The sequence below is a fragment of the Maricaulis sp. genome (assembly GCF_015665295.1).
GTDB lineage: Bacteria > Pseudomonadota > Alphaproteobacteria > Caulobacterales > Maricaulaceae > Maricaulis.
Genome location: NZ_JADFAJ010000020.1, coordinates 38,358 through 54,334, shown reverse-complemented (window position 1 = coordinate 54,334; position 15,977 = coordinate 38,358). Strand labels below are relative to the sequence as shown.

11 protein-coding genes are annotated in these 15,977 nt (G+C 62.4%); 5 read left to right on the top strand and 6 right to left on the bottom strand.

What is annotated here, in order from left to right; genetic code table 11:
• Positions 1 to 1,389 (bottom strand): malate synthase A (gene aceB / locus QZZ02_RS10390; protein WP_291844193.1); only part of this gene is annotated, 1,389 nt, incomplete at its 3' end.
• An 80-nt stretch (positions 1,390 to 1,469) separates the two neighbouring features.
• Positions 1,470 to 2,756 carry an isocitrate lyase gene (gene aceA, locus QZZ02_RS10385; protein WP_291844190.1) on the bottom strand — a complete coding sequence of 429 codons (1,287 nt, stop codon included), beginning with the start codon at positions 2,754 to 2,756 and terminating at the stop codon, positions 1,470 to 1,472.
• A gap of 158 nt (positions 2,757 to 2,914) precedes the next feature.
• Between aceA and QZZ02_RS10380 the strand changes: the two genes are divergently transcribed.
• Together QZZ02_RS10380 and QZZ02_RS10375 are read left to right on the top strand one after the other, a co-directional pair.
• Positions 2,915 to 4,345, top strand: coding sequence for a short-chain fatty acyl-CoA regulator family protein (locus QZZ02_RS10380; RefSeq protein ID WP_291844188.1), 1,431 nt, complete (start codon positions 2,915 to 2,917; stop codon positions 4,343 to 4,345).
• A 129-nt stretch (positions 4,346 to 4,474) separates the two neighbouring features.
• On the top strand, positions 4,475 to 5,128 hold the full coding sequence (locus QZZ02_RS10375) for a hypothetical protein (RefSeq protein WP_291844187.1): 654 nt from the start codon (positions 4,475 to 4,477) through the stop codon (positions 5,126 to 5,128).
• Between the two features lie 182 nt (positions 5,129 to 5,310).
• On the opposite strand, the gene QZZ02_RS10370 is transcribed toward QZZ02_RS10375, so the two are convergent.
• The 4 genes from QZZ02_RS10370 to QZZ02_RS10355 all read right to left on the bottom strand — a co-directional run bounded on the left by QZZ02_RS10370 (position 5,311) and on the right by QZZ02_RS10355 (position 11,433).
• The gene (locus QZZ02_RS10370) at positions 5,311 to 6,402 is read right to left on the bottom strand and encodes a ferritin-like domain-containing protein (RefSeq protein ID WP_291844186.1); all 1,092 of its coding nucleotides are present in this window, start codon (positions 6,400 to 6,402) and stop codon (positions 5,311 to 5,313) included.
• Between the two features lie 847 nt (positions 6,403 to 7,249).
• Complete coding sequence (locus QZZ02_RS10365) at positions 7,250 to 8,191, bottom strand: sterol desaturase family protein (RefSeq protein ID WP_291844185.1); 942 nt, start codon at positions 8,189 to 8,191, stop codon at positions 7,250 to 7,252.
• On the bottom strand, positions 8,188 to 8,631 hold the full coding sequence (locus QZZ02_RS10360) for a hypothetical protein (protein ID WP_291844184.1): 444 nt from the start codon (positions 8,629 to 8,631) through the stop codon (positions 8,188 to 8,190). Before QZZ02_RS10360 ends, QZZ02_RS10365 begins: the two co-directional genes overlap by 4 nt.
• Positions 8,632 to 8,712: 81 nt before the next feature.
• Positions 8,713 to 11,433: a TonB-dependent receptor gene (locus QZZ02_RS10355; RefSeq protein WP_291844182.1), complete on the bottom strand. Its 2,721-nt coding sequence runs from the start codon at positions 11,431 to 11,433 to the stop codon at positions 8,713 to 8,715.
• 247 nt (positions 11,434 to 11,680) lie between these two features.
• Here QZZ02_RS10355 and QZZ02_RS10350 point away from each other — a divergent pair, with 247 nt between their 5' ends.
• The 3 genes from QZZ02_RS10350 to QZZ02_RS10340 are packed head-to-tail and all read left to right on the top strand — an operon-like array spanning position 11,681 to position 15,975.
• Positions 11,681 to 12,946, top strand: a complete 1,266-nt coding sequence (locus QZZ02_RS10350) for a serine hydrolase (protein ID WP_291844180.1) — start codon at positions 11,681 to 11,683, stop codon at positions 12,944 to 12,946.
• Positions 12,939 to 14,543, top strand: a complete 1,605-nt coding sequence (locus QZZ02_RS10345) for a GMC family oxidoreductase N-terminal domain-containing protein (protein WP_291844177.1) — start codon at positions 12,939 to 12,941, stop codon at positions 14,541 to 14,543. The genes QZZ02_RS10350 and QZZ02_RS10345 overlap by 8 nt, the downstream gene beginning before the upstream one ends.
• A 10-nt stretch (positions 14,544 to 14,553) precedes the next feature.
• Positions 14,554 to 15,975: a coniferyl aldehyde dehydrogenase gene (locus QZZ02_RS10340; RefSeq protein ID WP_291844174.1), complete on the top strand. Its 1,422-nt coding sequence runs from the start codon at positions 14,554 to 14,556 to the stop codon at positions 15,973 to 15,975.
• Positions 15,976 to 15,977 lie beyond the last annotated feature (2 nt).

Sequence of the window (15,977 nt, the reverse complement as noted above, 5' to 3'; positions counted from 1 at the left end):
AGTCCGCCATTGCCAGAGCTGGGCCCGGGCGATCTCGGCCGTCGCTGCATCTTCCATCAGATTGCGGATCGGCACCGCACCGCGACCACCGAGCCAGGCGGCGATATAGCGGATGGCGACATCGATTTTGTCGTCGACACCGGCATTGGTAATGTCACCGACCGGCGCTTCCAGCAATTGCTGCGTGGTGACCGGGCGCTCATGCGGATCAGCCGGACGATCAAGCTGGTTGGGGCCCTTCATGTGCTGGTTGAAGACCTCCATCGCGACCGGAACCAGGTCCGGATGTGCGACCCAGGTACCATCATGGCCGTTCTTCACTTCGCGCAACTTGTCCTCGCGGACCTTTTCGGTGGCAGCGGCATTGGCTTCCGGGTCATTCTTGACCGGGATGAAGGCCGACATGCCACCCATGGCGTGGGCGCCGCGGCGGTGACAGACCGCCACCACCCGCCGGGAATAGGCCGCCATGAAGGGCACGCTCATCGTCACCGCCGAGCGATCCGGCAGGACATGGTCGGGGCGTGACTTCAGGCGCTTGATATAGCTGAAGATATAATCCCAGCGGCCGCAATTGAGGCCGACGATATGATCTTTCAGCTCGTAGAGGATCTCGTCCAGCTCGAAGGCCGCCGGCAGGGTTTCGATGAGTACCGTGGCGCGCAGCGTGCCGCGCTCCAGGCCCAGCTCGTCCTCGGCATGCTGGAAGACCAGGCTCCACAGGCGCGCCTCCAGCCGGCTTTCCAGCTTGGGCAGGTAGAAATACGGGGCTGTGCCGCGCTCTTTCAGGGCTGCATGATTATGGAAGACATAGAGGCCGAAATCGAACAGCGAGCCGGAAATCGCCTGGCCGTTGACATGGACATGGCGCTCGTCGAGATGCCAGCCGCGCGGACGCACGATCAGAACCGCCGCGTCCTCCTTGACCTGGTAGCGCTTGTTGTTCTTCGGATCGGTGAAGTCGATCTCGCGCAGATTGGCATCGCGGAGATTGATCTGGCCTTCAATCAGGTTGGCCCAGAGCGGGGATGTGGCGTCCTCGAAATCAGCCATGAAGCATTTGGCGCCGGAATTGAGCGCATTGACGACCATCTTGCGATCCACCGGACCGGTGATCTCGACGCGGCGATCCTGCAGGTCGGCGGGAGCCGGACGGACCTTCCACTCGCCGGAGCGGATATCGACCGTCTCGTGCGGGAACATCAGAAGCGCGCCCTGGTCAAGTTCGGCCTGGCGTTCCTTGCGATAGCGCAGCAGCGACTGGCGGCGCTTTTCGAAACGGCGGTGCAGGCCGGCCAGGAAGCCGAGCGCTTCGTGGCTGAGAATATCACGATAGCCGGGCTCGAGATGGCCCAGGACTTCGACGCCGGAGGGGGCAATAAGGGTCATGTCATTCTCCTGTATCGGGAGAGAAGACCGGGGTGCGCTCGAAAGGGACCGCACCCCGGCAAGGAGCAGTGAGTGAGGCGTTACTCGGCTGCGAACTGGGCCGACTCGGTCGACTCGCCCATGGCGGTCGTCGAAGCGGTACCGCCAGAGATCGCGAGCGAGACCTTGTCGAAATAGCCGGTGCCGACTTCGCGCTGGTGGCGCGTTGCGGTGTAGCCGTCGACTTCGGAGGCAAACTCGGCCTGCTGCAGCTCGGAATAGGCGCCCATGCCGCGCGCCTTGTAGCCACGTGCCAGTTCGAACATGCCGTGATTGAGCTGGTGGAAGCCGGCCAGGGTCACGAACTGGAACTTGTAGCCCATGGCGCCGAGCTCCTGCTGGTAGGTCTCGATCGTGGCCTTGTCGAGATTGGCTTCCCAGTTGAACGAGGGCGAGCAGTTATAGGCCATCATCTTGCCCGGGAACTCCTTCTGGATCGCTTCGGCGAAACGGCGCGCCTCGTCCAGGTTCGGCTTGGAGGTTTCCCACCACAGCAGGTCGGCGATCTTGGCATAGGCGAGGCCACGCTTGATGCAGTGATCCACGCCAACGCCGGACTTCAGGCGGAAGAAGCCTTCCGGCGTCCGGCCGGCATCGAAATCGATGAACTCGTGATCGCGCTCGTCGATGTCGGAATTGATCAGATTGGCCGATTCCGCATCAGTACGCGCCACGGTGATTGTGGAGACACCCATGACGTCAGCCGCGAGGCGGGCCGCTGCGAGATTGCGTTCATGCTGGCTGGTCGGGATCAGGACCTTGCCGCCCAGATGGCCGCACTTCTTCTCGGCCGCGACCTGGTCTTCGAAATGGACGCCGGCAGCGCCGGCCTCGATGAAGGCCTTCATGATCTCGAAACAGTTGAGCGTGCCGCCAAAGCCGGCTTCGGCATCGGCGACGATCGGGGCGAACCAGTCACGGCTGGCCTGACCGGTCTCGGACACCTCGATCTGGTCGGCGCGCTGCAGGGCGCGATTGATCTTCTTGGCCAGTTCCGGCGCCGAATTGGCCGGGTAGAGCGACTGGTCGGGATACATGGTACCGGCGGTATTGGCGTCGGCGGCGACCTGCCAGCCGGACAGGTAGATCGCTTTCAGACCGGCGCGAACCATCTGCATGGCCTGGTTGCCCGACAGCGCGCCCAGCGCGTTGATATAGGGCTCGGTCTTCAGCAGCTCCCAAAGCTTGTTGGCGCCGCGCTCGGCCAGGGTCTGGCTGATGGTGACGGAGCCGCGCAGCTTTTGCACATCCTCGGGGGAGTAAGGGCGCTCGATACCGTTGAAACGATCATCGGCCGTATTGGGAACCAGATCCGCGAAAGTCGTCATTTCTATCTCCGTGCCGGCTGGGCCGGTTTGGCTTGAGTTGCGTTGCAGCAAAACTGTCAAACGGAAGGAGACACGTCGATAGGGCTTTTCTTATAAAGAGGTTTTCATGTATGATGATTACATTGTGTTGATGTCAGTTTGTAAATTTTGGTACAAGAATGAGTGACAATCAGGCCTTCGAGAAAATCTTTGCCGGCGCCCGCCTGCGTCGCCTGCGGCGCGAGCGCGGCCTGACCCAGGCCGAGGCGGCCGAGGCGCTCGGCCTGTCGGCCAGCTATCTCAACCTGCTGGAACGCAATCAGCGCCCGGTCACGGCCCGCGTCCTTCTGGCGCTTGCGGAGGCCTTTGATGTCGATGTCCGCGGCTTCGCCAATGAGAGCGACCGGCAATTGATCGCCGACCTCGCCGAGGCCGCCGCCGATCCGGTCCTGGCCGGGCTGGAACTGGACCGGATGGAGCTCAACGAGCTGGCCGACAGCCAGCCGCGTGCCGCCGAGGCCCTCACCCGCCTTTTCCAGTCCTATCGCGAGATGGCAACGGCGACAGCCGACATGGCGACCCGCATCTCCGGCCCCGGCGCCACCACGGGCGGACCGGGTGCCGTGCTGGAATCGGTGCGCGATGCGATCGACACCCACCACAATCATTTTCCGGAGCTGGAGGAGGCCGCCGAGGCCCTGTGCGAACGGGCCGGCCTGCGCAGCCGCAATCGCGACCAGGCGCTGGCCGCCTATCTGCAGGAACAGCATGGTTTTACCGTGCGGGTGCTGGACGAGGACGTGATGGCGGGCGCGCGCCGCCGGGTCGACTTCCATGGACGCCGCCTCCTCCTGTCCGAAACCATCGCTCCGGCCTCGCGTGGCTTTCACATCGCCGTCGTGCTGGCCTCTCTGGAACAGGCCGAGCTGCTGGACCGCCTGTGCGACCAGATCGGCCTGCCCAGTCCGGAAGGCCGCCGCCTCCTGCGGATCGGGCTCGCCAATTACTTCGCCGGCGCCGTGCAGATGCCCTATGCCGCCTTCCTCAAGACCGCCGAGACCAGCCGCCATGATCTTGACCGGCTGCAGCGCCGTTTCGAGGCCAGTCATGAGCAGGTCTGCCACCGCCTGACCACGCTTCAGCGCCCCGGCGCGCGCGGCCTGCCCTTCTTCATGATCCGGGTCGATGCGGCGGGCAATGTCTCGAAACGCTTCCGCGGCGGCATCATGCCGTTCGCGCGATCCGGCGGCGGCTGTCCGAAATGGAATCTCTACGACGCCCTGCGCCTGCCTGAACGCATTCTGGCCCAGGTCTTCGAATTGCCGGACGGCACTCGCATGCTCTCGCTGGCCCGTGGCCAGTCGACGCCCGGCCCGAGCGGTCAGCCGCCGGTCCTGCACGCCATCGCCCTGGGCTGTGACTGGGACAATGCCGGCAAGGTCATCCATGCCGACGGCGTGGCCGACGCCCGGCCCGCCCCGATCGGCCTCGCCTGCCGCCTCTGCGACCGCGAGGACTGCGCCCAGCGCGCCTTCCCGCCCCTCAACCGCAAGCTCACCCTGGACCCGCACCAGCTGCGCGCCTCTCCCTATGCGTTCGGGGAGAGTTGAGGGGGAGCGCCATTGAACCGGTTCTCGCTCACGAAGCGAGACATTCGTTCGTTTACAAAACGCTGGGCCAGATATTGACGCCCCGATTGAACCCCGACACTCTGCGAATTCATCAACGGGGGAGATGAAATGAAATTGGGCCATGTCATTGTCGGTGCCGCTGCGCTGATAGCCGGAATTTGCTTCGCGGCGCCTGCGGAGAGTCAGACCGGCGCCGCGACGTCGAGTGTCGACCGGCGCTATCGCGGATCACCTACCATCGCCAATGTCGTTGACAGCGAAAGCATCGCCAACGCCGGATGTGAAATGTGGGTGGCGAGTTGGCGGTATTTGTGGCACCTGAACCCGGTCCTGTCTCATGGTGACATGCCCAATATGCCAGGTCAGTTGGTTGGCTTTTCCTATGGCGACGGCTTGTCCTTGCAGCATGCTGACCGGGAGTCGACCTGGTTTGGCTTTATCGACAACGTGCGTGTCCTGAATGAAAACGGCTGCGACATACGTTGGTACCGCAGCGTCTATGTATCAGACCCGGATGCCAACGGCGTCAGCTACCGTTATGTTCTGAATTATCGGGCAGATCACCGTGTCGCCGTGCGATATCTGCGCGTCGAGAATGGTCAAACCGAGGAACTTGCGCGGGCGGTTTTTGAACGAGGCGATATTTATAGTCCAACATTTGTGGATACTTTGCCCCCGCGCATTGGCGAGGAACGCGTTGAAAGCCCGGGCGCACCCACAGGCATGTCGACCGCCAGCGTCTTGAACCGAACGCGTGGATAGCCCCCTCCAGGGGTGAGACGAGTGCAGCCGGCGGTCCGGAGGTCAAACTCCGGACCGCCGCATGCCTGTTCCGGGACGAATTGAACCTCCCACGGCTGCGATGACGTGACACAAGCCACAAAAGAAAAGGGCCCCGCATGATGCGGAGCCCCAGTCTGGGATAAAGTGAAAGGCGACCGTCTCTACTCGGCGGCGCCAGCGACGGCATTGACGTAGGCCGTGCGCACATCCTGGTGTTTCACCGTGTCGAGTTCGCGAGCGATTTCCTCGTCCTGCTTGGCCAGGGCATCGAGATCCTGGTCGGCATAGTGCAGCACGCCCATATCGGCATAGGCGGCCTGGATCTTCGGACCCCACAGGCCGATGTCTTTCACGACCGGCACGATGCGCTGGAACAGCAGGGTCCGGAACAGCTTGTTCATTTCCGACTGCTCGGCCCAGGCCACGCATTCCTCGACCGGCAGGCCCATGACTTCATAGACTTCCCGCGCCTGGAAGCGGTCACGCATGTGATAGCAGGCCTCGACCAAGAATTCCTCGCGCTCATCGCGCTCGGCCTGGGTCAGTTGCGGATAATAGTCGCGCAGGGAAAGACGACCGAAGGCGACATGGCGCGCCTCGTCTTCCATCACATAGGCATTGACCATCTTGGCCAGCGGGTTCTGGGCGAGATCGCGGATCGTGCCGAAGGCGGCGAGCGCGAGCCCTTCGATGACGACCTGCATGGCCAGATAGGTGAAGTCCCAGCGGCTGTCGCGCAGGGCCTGGTCAACGAGCTGGCGCAGCGGTTCGGTCATCGGATAGGCGACACCGAATTTCTGCATCAGCTTCTTGTAGGCCTCGACATGGCGGGCCTCGTCCATGACCTGGGTCGCGGCATAGAATTTGGCGTCGAGATCCGGCACGGATTCGACGATCTTGGCGGCACAGATCAGGGCCGCCTGCTCACCCTGCATGAATTGCGAGATATTCCAGGCCTGGGCATGACGGCGGAACTCGATCTGTTCCTTCTTCGTCATCTTCTCCCAGATCGGCGATCCGTGCAGCGCGATGCCTTCATCGGGCAGTTGCATCGGATTTTCCGGGTCAAGCTCGAGGCTCCAGTCGATGCGATTGACCGCATCCCACTGCATGTCCTTGCCCTTCTGGTACAGGTGCATGAGCGTGGAGCGACCTTCGTCATACTCGAAATCGAAGGTGGCGTTGAATTGCTCCGGAATCGACCAGTGCTTGTCGATGTCCGGCATCGGATAGAGCTCGCGAAGCGATGCCATGGCGCGTTACCTCCCCAGGTGCGACCAATCATGTCCTGTGCTTGTGCGTTTTTCGCACACAGCGCCTTGGTGAACAATGTTCACAACACAAACGTGAGTCATTTTCCCGTTTTTGGCAAGGGGGAATCCGGAATTGTGATCGGGGAAACATGGCACGCCGTCCGGCTCCGCACGCGCGAAGCGCCGGAGACAGGAGGGAGCGGAATGCCGGCGGACACCGGGGTGTCCGTTTGGCTGGTCTGCGGTGTCCGTGGTGTCCTCGGCATCCCGCTCGCGGAGTTTTCCCGGGCTGTCTCCACCCCGTTTCCAATGCGGCCGGTACATGGGGTCGGTCGTTTAATGCCCCGGGACCGGTTCGCAGGCCCTGCCGGAGTTTCGGGCTGTCACCCCCGAGACGCGGACAGGCTCCGCTCGTTTCCGGGCACAAGTGACTGAGCTCGCGCCTCCCGTCCCGAAAACCGAGGGCATTATCGCCCGGCGTTGGAGGGGGAGGATAAGTTTGGCAGATTTTCCTGTCGCAACCGCTTTCCCTCTCCCTTGGGAGAGGGTCAGGGTGAGGGGTAAATCCCGGTGCCAGCGGGCGTTTTCCCCCTCATCCGGCCTCCGGCCACCTTCTCCCAAGGGAGAAGGACGGGCTGCACAAACGGGATAAACTCTCCCTTTTCTTCCCCACGACGTGGGGAAGTGGCCCTCCGGAGCCTTGGCGAAGGAGGGGCGATGGGGTCGAGCGCAAGCGAGGAGGGCCACAAGCAAGGAGGGCCAAATGCCGCCTTCGGCGTCACCCCTCCGTCCCGCCCTTCGGGCGCGACACCTCCCCACGATGGGGGGCGGAAAAGGAGAACAGGCCCTATTCCGCCGCCTCGGCCTTGTCCGGCTTTTCAGCCTGCCGCGCTTCCCACTTCGCCAGAATCTGCCTGGACGTCTCGCGCGATCCGTCCGGCGACCAGCCGGGCGGGGCGAGCAAATAGAGCGCGGCATGCCTGATCGATTTGGCGCTCGCCATGTCCTTCACGATGGCCAGCCATTCATGCAGGCAGATCTTGATCGGATTGTAGGTGCCGAGATTCTTGACGATGCCGTAGCGACAGGGCTCCTCGTCCAGCTCGGGCTGGAAAGTGCCGAACATCTTGTCCCAGATGATGAAAATGCCGGCATAGTTGCGATCGAGATAGAGCGGGTTGGTGGCGTGATGGACGCGGTGGTGCGAGGGCGTGTTGAAGATCGCCTCGAACCAGGCCGGGCAACGCTTGATCGCCTCGGTATGGATCCAGAACTGGTAGATCAGATTGAGTGCGCCGACAAAGGCCACCATCGCCGGGTGGAAACCAACAAACACCATCGCCGATCCCAGCCACATGAATTTCAGCGTGAAGGGGCTCAGCCAGGGCTGTCGCAGGGCGGTGGTCAGATTGTAGTGCTGGGAGGAGTGGTGGACGACATGGTCGGCCCAGAACCAGCGCACGGTGTGGGCGAAGCGATGCGACCAGTAATACAGGAAATCATCGAGGAAGATCGCGACCACCCAGACCCACCAGGCAAAGGAGATATCCATCAGCCGGTGCTCATAGACGAAGACCGACCAGCCGCCCAGCAACAGGCCGAAGATGATCGAGGAAATATTGTTGCCAAGCCCCATAATCAGGCTGGCTGCGGTGTCGCGGGTCTCAAAGCGCGTCTTCTTCGTCAGGCGGGCATGAATCATCTCGGCAAAGACCGAGAGCGTGAAGAAGGGAATGGCGAGCGTTATCGGGTCGAGGGTTTCGACAAAGGCGGGAACCTGGATGGTCATGCCTGACCTCCCTGCGTGAGGCCGGACAGGCGGTCGGCCCAGCGGGCCGCCGTCTCGGCATCGTCAAATCGCAGATGGGCCGGCGCGAAGACGAAATCATTCAGTCGAAACCGGAAGCCGGCGCCGCCCGCCTCGCCGGCATCATCAAGTCTCACCTCACGCACTGAGCCGGGCGTGAGATAGCGGATCACGAAATCACTGCCGCGCGCGACCAGAAGCCCCAGGCAGTCCCCGGAGCGCGACGCAACCAGAGCGCCCTCGCCATCCGCGGCAAGCACAGCCTCACCGGCCTCGAAGCCGACCCGGTCGGCATCGAGGCGCGCAATCGCCTCGTCCAGTCCCGACAGCCTGGCCTGCGGGCTGATGCCGAGGCGCGCATTGAAAAATACCATGGCGCTGACGCCAAGGATCGATCCGATGATCAGGAATATCAGTCCCATCAAACAGCTCCGCCACAAACGAAAACGGGCGGGAGCCAATGGCCCCCGCCCGCAATCATACGCTTATTTGAACGGCGTTCACTAGCCGCGAATGCGCAGGGTAACACCATAGGTCTGCGGATCACCCGGATAGGCATTATAGCTGGTGCCGAGATAACCGACCGACGGGAAACCACCCTTGGTGTAGTTTTCGTCAAAGATGTTCCGGCCCCACACCTGCACGGCCCAGGCACCGTCATCGGCACCGAGCGTCACAGACGCATTGTAAAGCTGGAAGGCATCCTGATTCGCGAACGGACGCGGATCCTGGCTGGTCGTGTGGGAGAATTCCGACACATGGCTCATCTCACCACGCCAGGACATTTCCATGCCCTCGCCGACCTGGTGGGTATAGGTCGCGGTCAGAGCCCCGAGGAACTCCGAATTACCGCGATCACGACCGGTCAGATCGTTGAACAGGGCCGTGACACCAGCGCCATTGGTCCGCTCCGCACCCGGCACGCAAAGTGCGAAATTCGGGTCGGCGGCGTCAAAGCTGTCCGGGCAAGGCGCGTAGAGATACTCGCCGTAGATGCTGTCGAACAGGTAGGTGAAACCACCCGTGAAGAGCAGGTTGTCAGTCGGTGCCCACTGACCTTCGAACTCGAGACCGGAGACTTCGATCGACCCGGCATTCTCGAGCGCGAAACCGTTGCCAACGAAATTGTTGGTCTGGAAGTCAGTGACCTCCTGGTTGAAGTAGGCCATGGCGTAGACGAAACGACCGCCATCAAACGAGCCCTTCACACCAACCTCGAAGCTCTCGGAGGTCTCTTCCTCGAATTCATAGACGCCGGTGAAGGCGGCATTGGTCGAGACGTTGAAACCGCCCGGCTTGAAGCCCGTTGCATAGCTCGCATAGAGATTGAGCGTGTCAGACACATCGTAGGACAGGATGATATTGCCCGAGAAATTCGTGTCGTTGCGCGAGGTCGGGAAATTGCCCGCATTGACCGGCGGGAAGTTCTGGAAGGCGGTGAAGCCCAGCAGCGGGTTGAGAGCCGGGCTGGACGCCTGCGCTTCGGTGAGCGGCGAAGTCGGCGAGATGCCGAGAGCGACCAGCGTGTTCAGCAGGGTCGGATCGCCACCAAGAGCCTCAGCCTGGGCCTGACCAAACAGGATGGCCGGGACAAGATAGGCACAGGCGTCGCCGCCAATGACCGGGAACAGGCCCGGGTCACAGGTGCCCGGCGTCACGAGACGCAGGTCCTGGGCGAGGTCAACAAAGGAGAAGGCCGACATCGGATCCGGCTGGTTGATCGCCGTTACCATGTCCTTGTCTTCGTCGGAATAGCGACCACCCAGTGTCACCGTGAACTGGTCGGTGACATGCCAGTCGAACTGACCGAAGGCCGACCAGGCATTGGTGTTGTACTGGTAGCTTTCCGAAATCAGGCCGTGCTGGGTCGAAATGAAACCCTCGGTCGGGCTCGTCGGCAGGGCGCCATTGCCCGACGCCAGCGGAACGAAACCGCCCACACCGGCAGCCTGGTTCATGTCGAGGAAAATTTCCAGAAGCGACACGCCGCCGGTTCCGGCCGGCAGGCCGAAGGACGCGACGAGATCGGCCACGGACGGGGCCGAGGCCGCGTCGAAGAAGGCGCGGGCATTGGCGCCGTAAGGCGTCGAATTGTCGTAGTTCAGCTCGTTATTGTAGTAGAAGCCGCCAACCATCCAGTCGACCATGTTGTCGCCGGTCGAGGTCAGGCGGAACTCCTGGGTGAAGCTGTCATACTGGTTCTCGATATGACGCAGGCTGACCAGGTCGAGATCCGAGAAGTCGGCGTCGAAAATCTGGTCTTCGTCGTAATTCCGGAAGGCCGTGATCGAGGTAAAGGTGAAGCTGTCGAAATCATGCTCGATCTCGGCAGAGATACCCTGGGTGACGAGCTGGGTGTTGAGGTCGCCATCGATGGCGATCGTGTCGCCTCCATTGGGATCAGCCGGCACGGCCGTGCCGCCAAGTCCGACCAGCGCCGCGAGGTCGATCGGGTCATAGAAGGCGAACGGTGCGGCACAGCAATTCTCGTCGATATCACCCCAATCGGCGATGATACGGACCTCGGTATTGTCGCTCGGATTGAACAACAGTTGACCGCGGAAGCTCATCCGGTCGCGATTATTGGCCTCACGGCCATCAACGACCTCAATATAACCGTCATTCTGGTGCACATTGCCTTCAAGACGAAAGGCGACATTGTCCGTCAGAGGTCCCGTCACGGTACCGCGCGCCTGGCGCATGCCGTAATTGCCAACCGTCACTTCACCGGCGTAGTTGAAATCGAAGTCCGGTGCCTGGGTGATGATGCTGACAACACCGGCCGGCGTGTTGCGGCCGAAGATGGTGGACTGCGGGCCACGAATGACCTCAACGCGCTCAACCGACATCAAATCGTTGATCGCAGAGCCCGAACGCGGACGGTAAACGCCGTCAATGAAGACGCCGACCGACGGCTCGAGGCCCGGGTTGAAGCTCGACGTACCGATGCCGCGCAGATTGAATTCCGTATTCGTTGAGGTCGCGAACTCGGATACGCGAAGCGCGGGAACCAGCGTCTGCAGGTCTGCCGCGTCGCGAATCTGCGACTGCTCGATTTGTTCACCGGTGACGACGGCGACCGAAACCGGCGTATCCTGAAGCGTCTGCTCGCGCTTCTGGGATGTCACGGTGATCACGTCGACCTGTGCCATTGCGCTACCCGCAAACAGCCCGGTCAAAATAGCCGTCGTGCCCATCGCAACGGCTTTGGAAAACATCTTCATTGGATTTTCTCCCCTGTGGCGCGGTTTTATTAGCCAACCATTCCGCGCATCTGTCCAATATATGAACACCGCTCGACACCTCTGTCAGCCGGTTTATCCCCCCTCCGCAAAAATCATGCCCGGCCTGATGCATGGATACCTCACCCAGCGTTTTGAAATTCCGTCGGAAATCTCACCCTTTTCTCCTGTCCCAACTCTGGTACCTTAAGGAGTGAACAGCGTTCAAATCGCTGTCATGGGGAGAAAAATGAAGAAACTTATCATCGGTTTAGTCGTGATTCTAGGCGCCGGCGCCCTCGCGGCCGCAGGCTGGTTCTATCGGCCCTGGTCGGAATATTCGCCGGCTGAAATCCAGGCCGCAACCCAACCGGAACGGCTCGTGGAAACATTCACCAACATGGGGGCCGTCTTCCCCTATCGCGCGATAAACCCATCCGAATCGGCCACCCATCTGGAGAGAAACCTTCAACCGGTTGCCGTCGGCTACCGCTTTGGCGGTGCTGATCGTACCGTCGACGACTGGATGGCGGACAGCGATACCACCGGGCTGATGGTGCTGCACAATGGCGAGGTCGTGTACGAGGCCTACCGCCTCGGTGCCGATGCCGGCTCGCGCCACACGTCCTGGTCGGTCGGCAAGAGTTATGTCGCCACCCTGATCGCCATGGCGATACAGGACGGGCGCATCGCCAATCTCGATCAGAGCGCCGAGATGTTCGCGCCGCAATATGGCGGCAGCGATTACGGCGACACCACGTTGCGCCACCTTCTCATGATGTCGGCCGGGATGGATTTCGAGGAAGACTACAACGCCCCGGATTCAGACATTCGCCGCCTCTTCCTCGGGGCCAACATTTACGGGCAAAACATCGATCGCCTGGTTGCCGATATAGAGCGCAACCGGACGCCGGGTGAAGACCTGCACTATGTCAGCGCCAACACCCAGGTCCTCTCGGCCGTGGTGCGCGGTGTCTATAACGACACCCTCGCCCATATCGTCCAGGACCGGATATGGCAGCCGCTGGGCATGACCGGAGAGGCCTACTGGAACCAGAATATTCCCGGCGAGAACGGCATGGCGATTGGCTATTGCTGCCTCAACGCGACGCTTGAGGACTATGCCCGTTTCGGTCAGTTCTACCTGCAGGACGGAATCTGGGACGGCGAGCGCCTGCTGCCGGAAGGCTGGGTCACACAGGCGACCCGCCCCAACGCGCCCTTCCAGGAAGCCGGGCCGGACTCGGTCTATGCCCATCGTGGCTATGGCCTGCATTTCTGGGTGCCGGAAAACCATGACGGCGAATACTTCATGGCCGGCGTCTACGGCCAATATGTCTGGGTCGATGAGCGCCGCAATATCGTGATCGCCCGCACCGCCGCCGACACGGATTGGGGCGCTCGCACGGAAGAGTCGATCATCGCCATGCGGGCCCTCGCCGCCCGTTATGGTGACGACCCCGCCGCAACCCGACCCGACATGCAGACCGAACAGATGGAGGCCGACGATGAGTAATGTGGATTACGACTATATCATTTGTGGCGCCGGCTCGGCCGGCTGCACCGTTGCCGAGCGGCTGTCGCGCGATCCCGCCGTCTCGGTCCTCGTTCTGGAGGCAGGCGGGACCGACAACAGCCCGATCATCCGCACGCCGATGCTGCTGCAATACGCAGTCACCGGCGAGCAGTTCAACTGGGGCTACTGGACCGAACCGCAAAAACAGCTGAACGACCGCAAGCTGCTGTGGCCGCGCGGCAAGACGCTGGGCGGTTCCTCCTCGATCAACGCCATGCACTATATGCGCGGGGCTCCGGAAAACTATGACGAGTGGGAGACCGAATATGGCGCTGAAGGCTGGGGCTGGAAGGACGCCCTGCCCGCCTTCAAGGAAGTCCAGCACCAGACGCGCGGCGCCAGCGAGCTGCACGGCACGGGCGGACCGCTCTGGGTGCAGGACATCGCCCCGCTCAACCCGCTGACCGAGGATTTCCTCAAGGCCGGCGACCAGTTGCAGTACAAGCGCAATGACGATTTCAACGGCCCGGCCCAGGAAGGGTTCGGCCCCTACCAGGTGACCCAGAAAGGCCGCAAGCGCTGCTCGGCCGCCGACGCCTTCCTGCGCCCGGCGCTCGAGCGTGAAAACTGCTCGGTCCAGACCGGCGCCATGGTGCACCGGGTGGTCATCGAGAATGGCCGCGCAACCGGCGTCGAGGTCGAGATCGAGGGCGAGATCCGCACCCTGAATGCCCGCAGGGAAGTCATTCTGTCGGGCGGAGCCATCAACTCACCGCAAACCCTGCTCCTGTCCGGCGTTGGCCCGGCCGACGAGTTGCGGGCGGCAGGCGTCAGCGTCGAGCAAGACCTGCCCGGCGTCGGCAAGAACCTGCAGGACCATCTCGACGTGACGGCCCAGGTCTGGACCAATTCGGCAACCTCGATCGGCAATTCGATACGATCACTGCCGCACCACATGTACATGGTGGCGCGCTGGGCGTTGCGCGGCGATGGTCCCTTCACGGTCAATCCGGTCCAGGGCGGGGCTTTCATCAAGTCGGCGCATGCCGGCGACCTGCCCGACCTGCAGCTCGTCTTTATCCCCGCGATCTCCAATGCCCATGGCATGGAAAAGGTTCGCGGGCATGGCGTCACCCTGCATGTCTGCCAGCTCTATCCGAGAAGCCGTGGTGCGATCACGCTCAAGAGCACCGACCCCAACGACCATCCGGCCATCCAGCCGAACTATCTCGAGGACGAATTCGACCTCGACGTCTTGACGGACGGCCTGGCCAAGGTGCGTGATATCCTCAACGCGCCGGCATTTGACCATGACCGCAAGGAAGAGCGCTTTCCCGGCGCCCATATCACAACGATGGCCGGGCTGCGGGATGATGTCCGCGCCCGGGCCGAAACGCTCTACCACCCGACCTCGACCTGCGCGATGGGATCAGGCGAGCTGGCGGTCACGGACAGTCGCTGCCGGGTTCGCGGCGTCGACGGGCTGCGCGTCATCGACGCGTCCGTCATGCCGCGCCTGATCGGCGGCAATACCAATGCACCCACGATCATGATCGCGACCCGCGCGGCCGCCATGATCGCCGAAGACAACGCGTAAGGAGGCCACAATGAGTGAAGCCGAAGCCAAGCAGATCGAACGCATGAAGGCCCTTCTGGCGGCCCAGCAGACCGCTTTCCGCGCCGAGCGCCACCGGCCGATCGACAAGCGCAAGGCCGATCTCGACCGGGTTGCCGACCTCTGTCGCAAGAATGCCGATGCCATCGCCGAGGCCATCAGCCGCGATTTCGGCAACCGGGCCAAGCAGGAAAGCGTGATCGCCGAGATCGCCTTCGTGATCCAGGATGCCGGCCATGCCAGGAAGCATCTGGGCAAATGGATGAAGCCGCGCAAGGTCGGCGTTCCGATGACGCTGATGCCCGGCTCGGCCACGATCCGCCGCGAACCCAAGGGCGTCGTCGGCATCGTGTCGCCGTGGAATTATCCCTTCCAGCTTGCCATGGCCCCGCTGGTCGCGGCCCTGGCCGCCGGTTGCCGGGCGATGATCAAACCGTCGGAATACACACCAGCCACAGCCGAAATCATGAAGTCGCTCCTCGCCGGCGCTTTCGAGGAGGATCATGTCACCGTGATCACCGGAGGACCGGCAGTCGGCGAGGCCTTCACGAAACTGAAATTCGACCACCTCTTCTACACGGGTTCGACCCAGGTCGGCCGGCTTGTGGCCATGGCAGCGGCGGAGAACCTCGTCCCCGTCACCCTTGAGCTGGGCGGCAAGTCACCCGCCATCGTGACCCCGAACTACCCTCAGGACTCGGCAGCAAAATCGATCACATGGGGCAAGTTCTTCAATGCCGGACAGACCTGTGTCGCGCCGGACTATGTGCTTGCCCCGAAAGGCAGCGAAAAAGCGCTCGGCGAGGCAATCATCAAGGTCGCCCGGCACCAGTTCAAGGATGTCGCGACCGATGATGCCTACACGGCCATTGTCTCGGACCGGCATTATGAGCGCCTCAACGGCATGATCGAGGAAGCGCGCGCCGGCGGCGCCGAAATCCTGCAGCCCAAGCATGATGCCCAGGCCGCCCAGGCGGCCCGGAAAATTCCGCCGACCATCGTCCTCAACCCGCCGCTGGACAGCCGGCTGATGACAGAGGAAATCTTCGGGCCGATCCTGCCCGTGGTGGGTTATTCCGAGCTCGACGCGGCGACCGAATTCGTCAATGAGCGTGACCACCCGCTGGCGCTCTATGTCTATTCAACCGACAGGATCCAGGCCGACCGGATCCTCGACAACACATTGTCGGGCGGGGTCGGGGTCAACAGCAACCTGCTGCACCTCTCCGTGCCCGACCTTCCCTTCGGCGGGATCGGCGCATCCGGACAGGGCGCCTATCATGGCGAGGCCGGCTTCCTGACCTTCAGCCACGAGCGCTCGGTCTTCCGCACCGGCAAGTGGCACCCCTCCCGCCTGCTTGCCCCGCCCTATGGCAAGATGTACGAAACCGTCGCCAAGAAGCAGATGAAATAGGC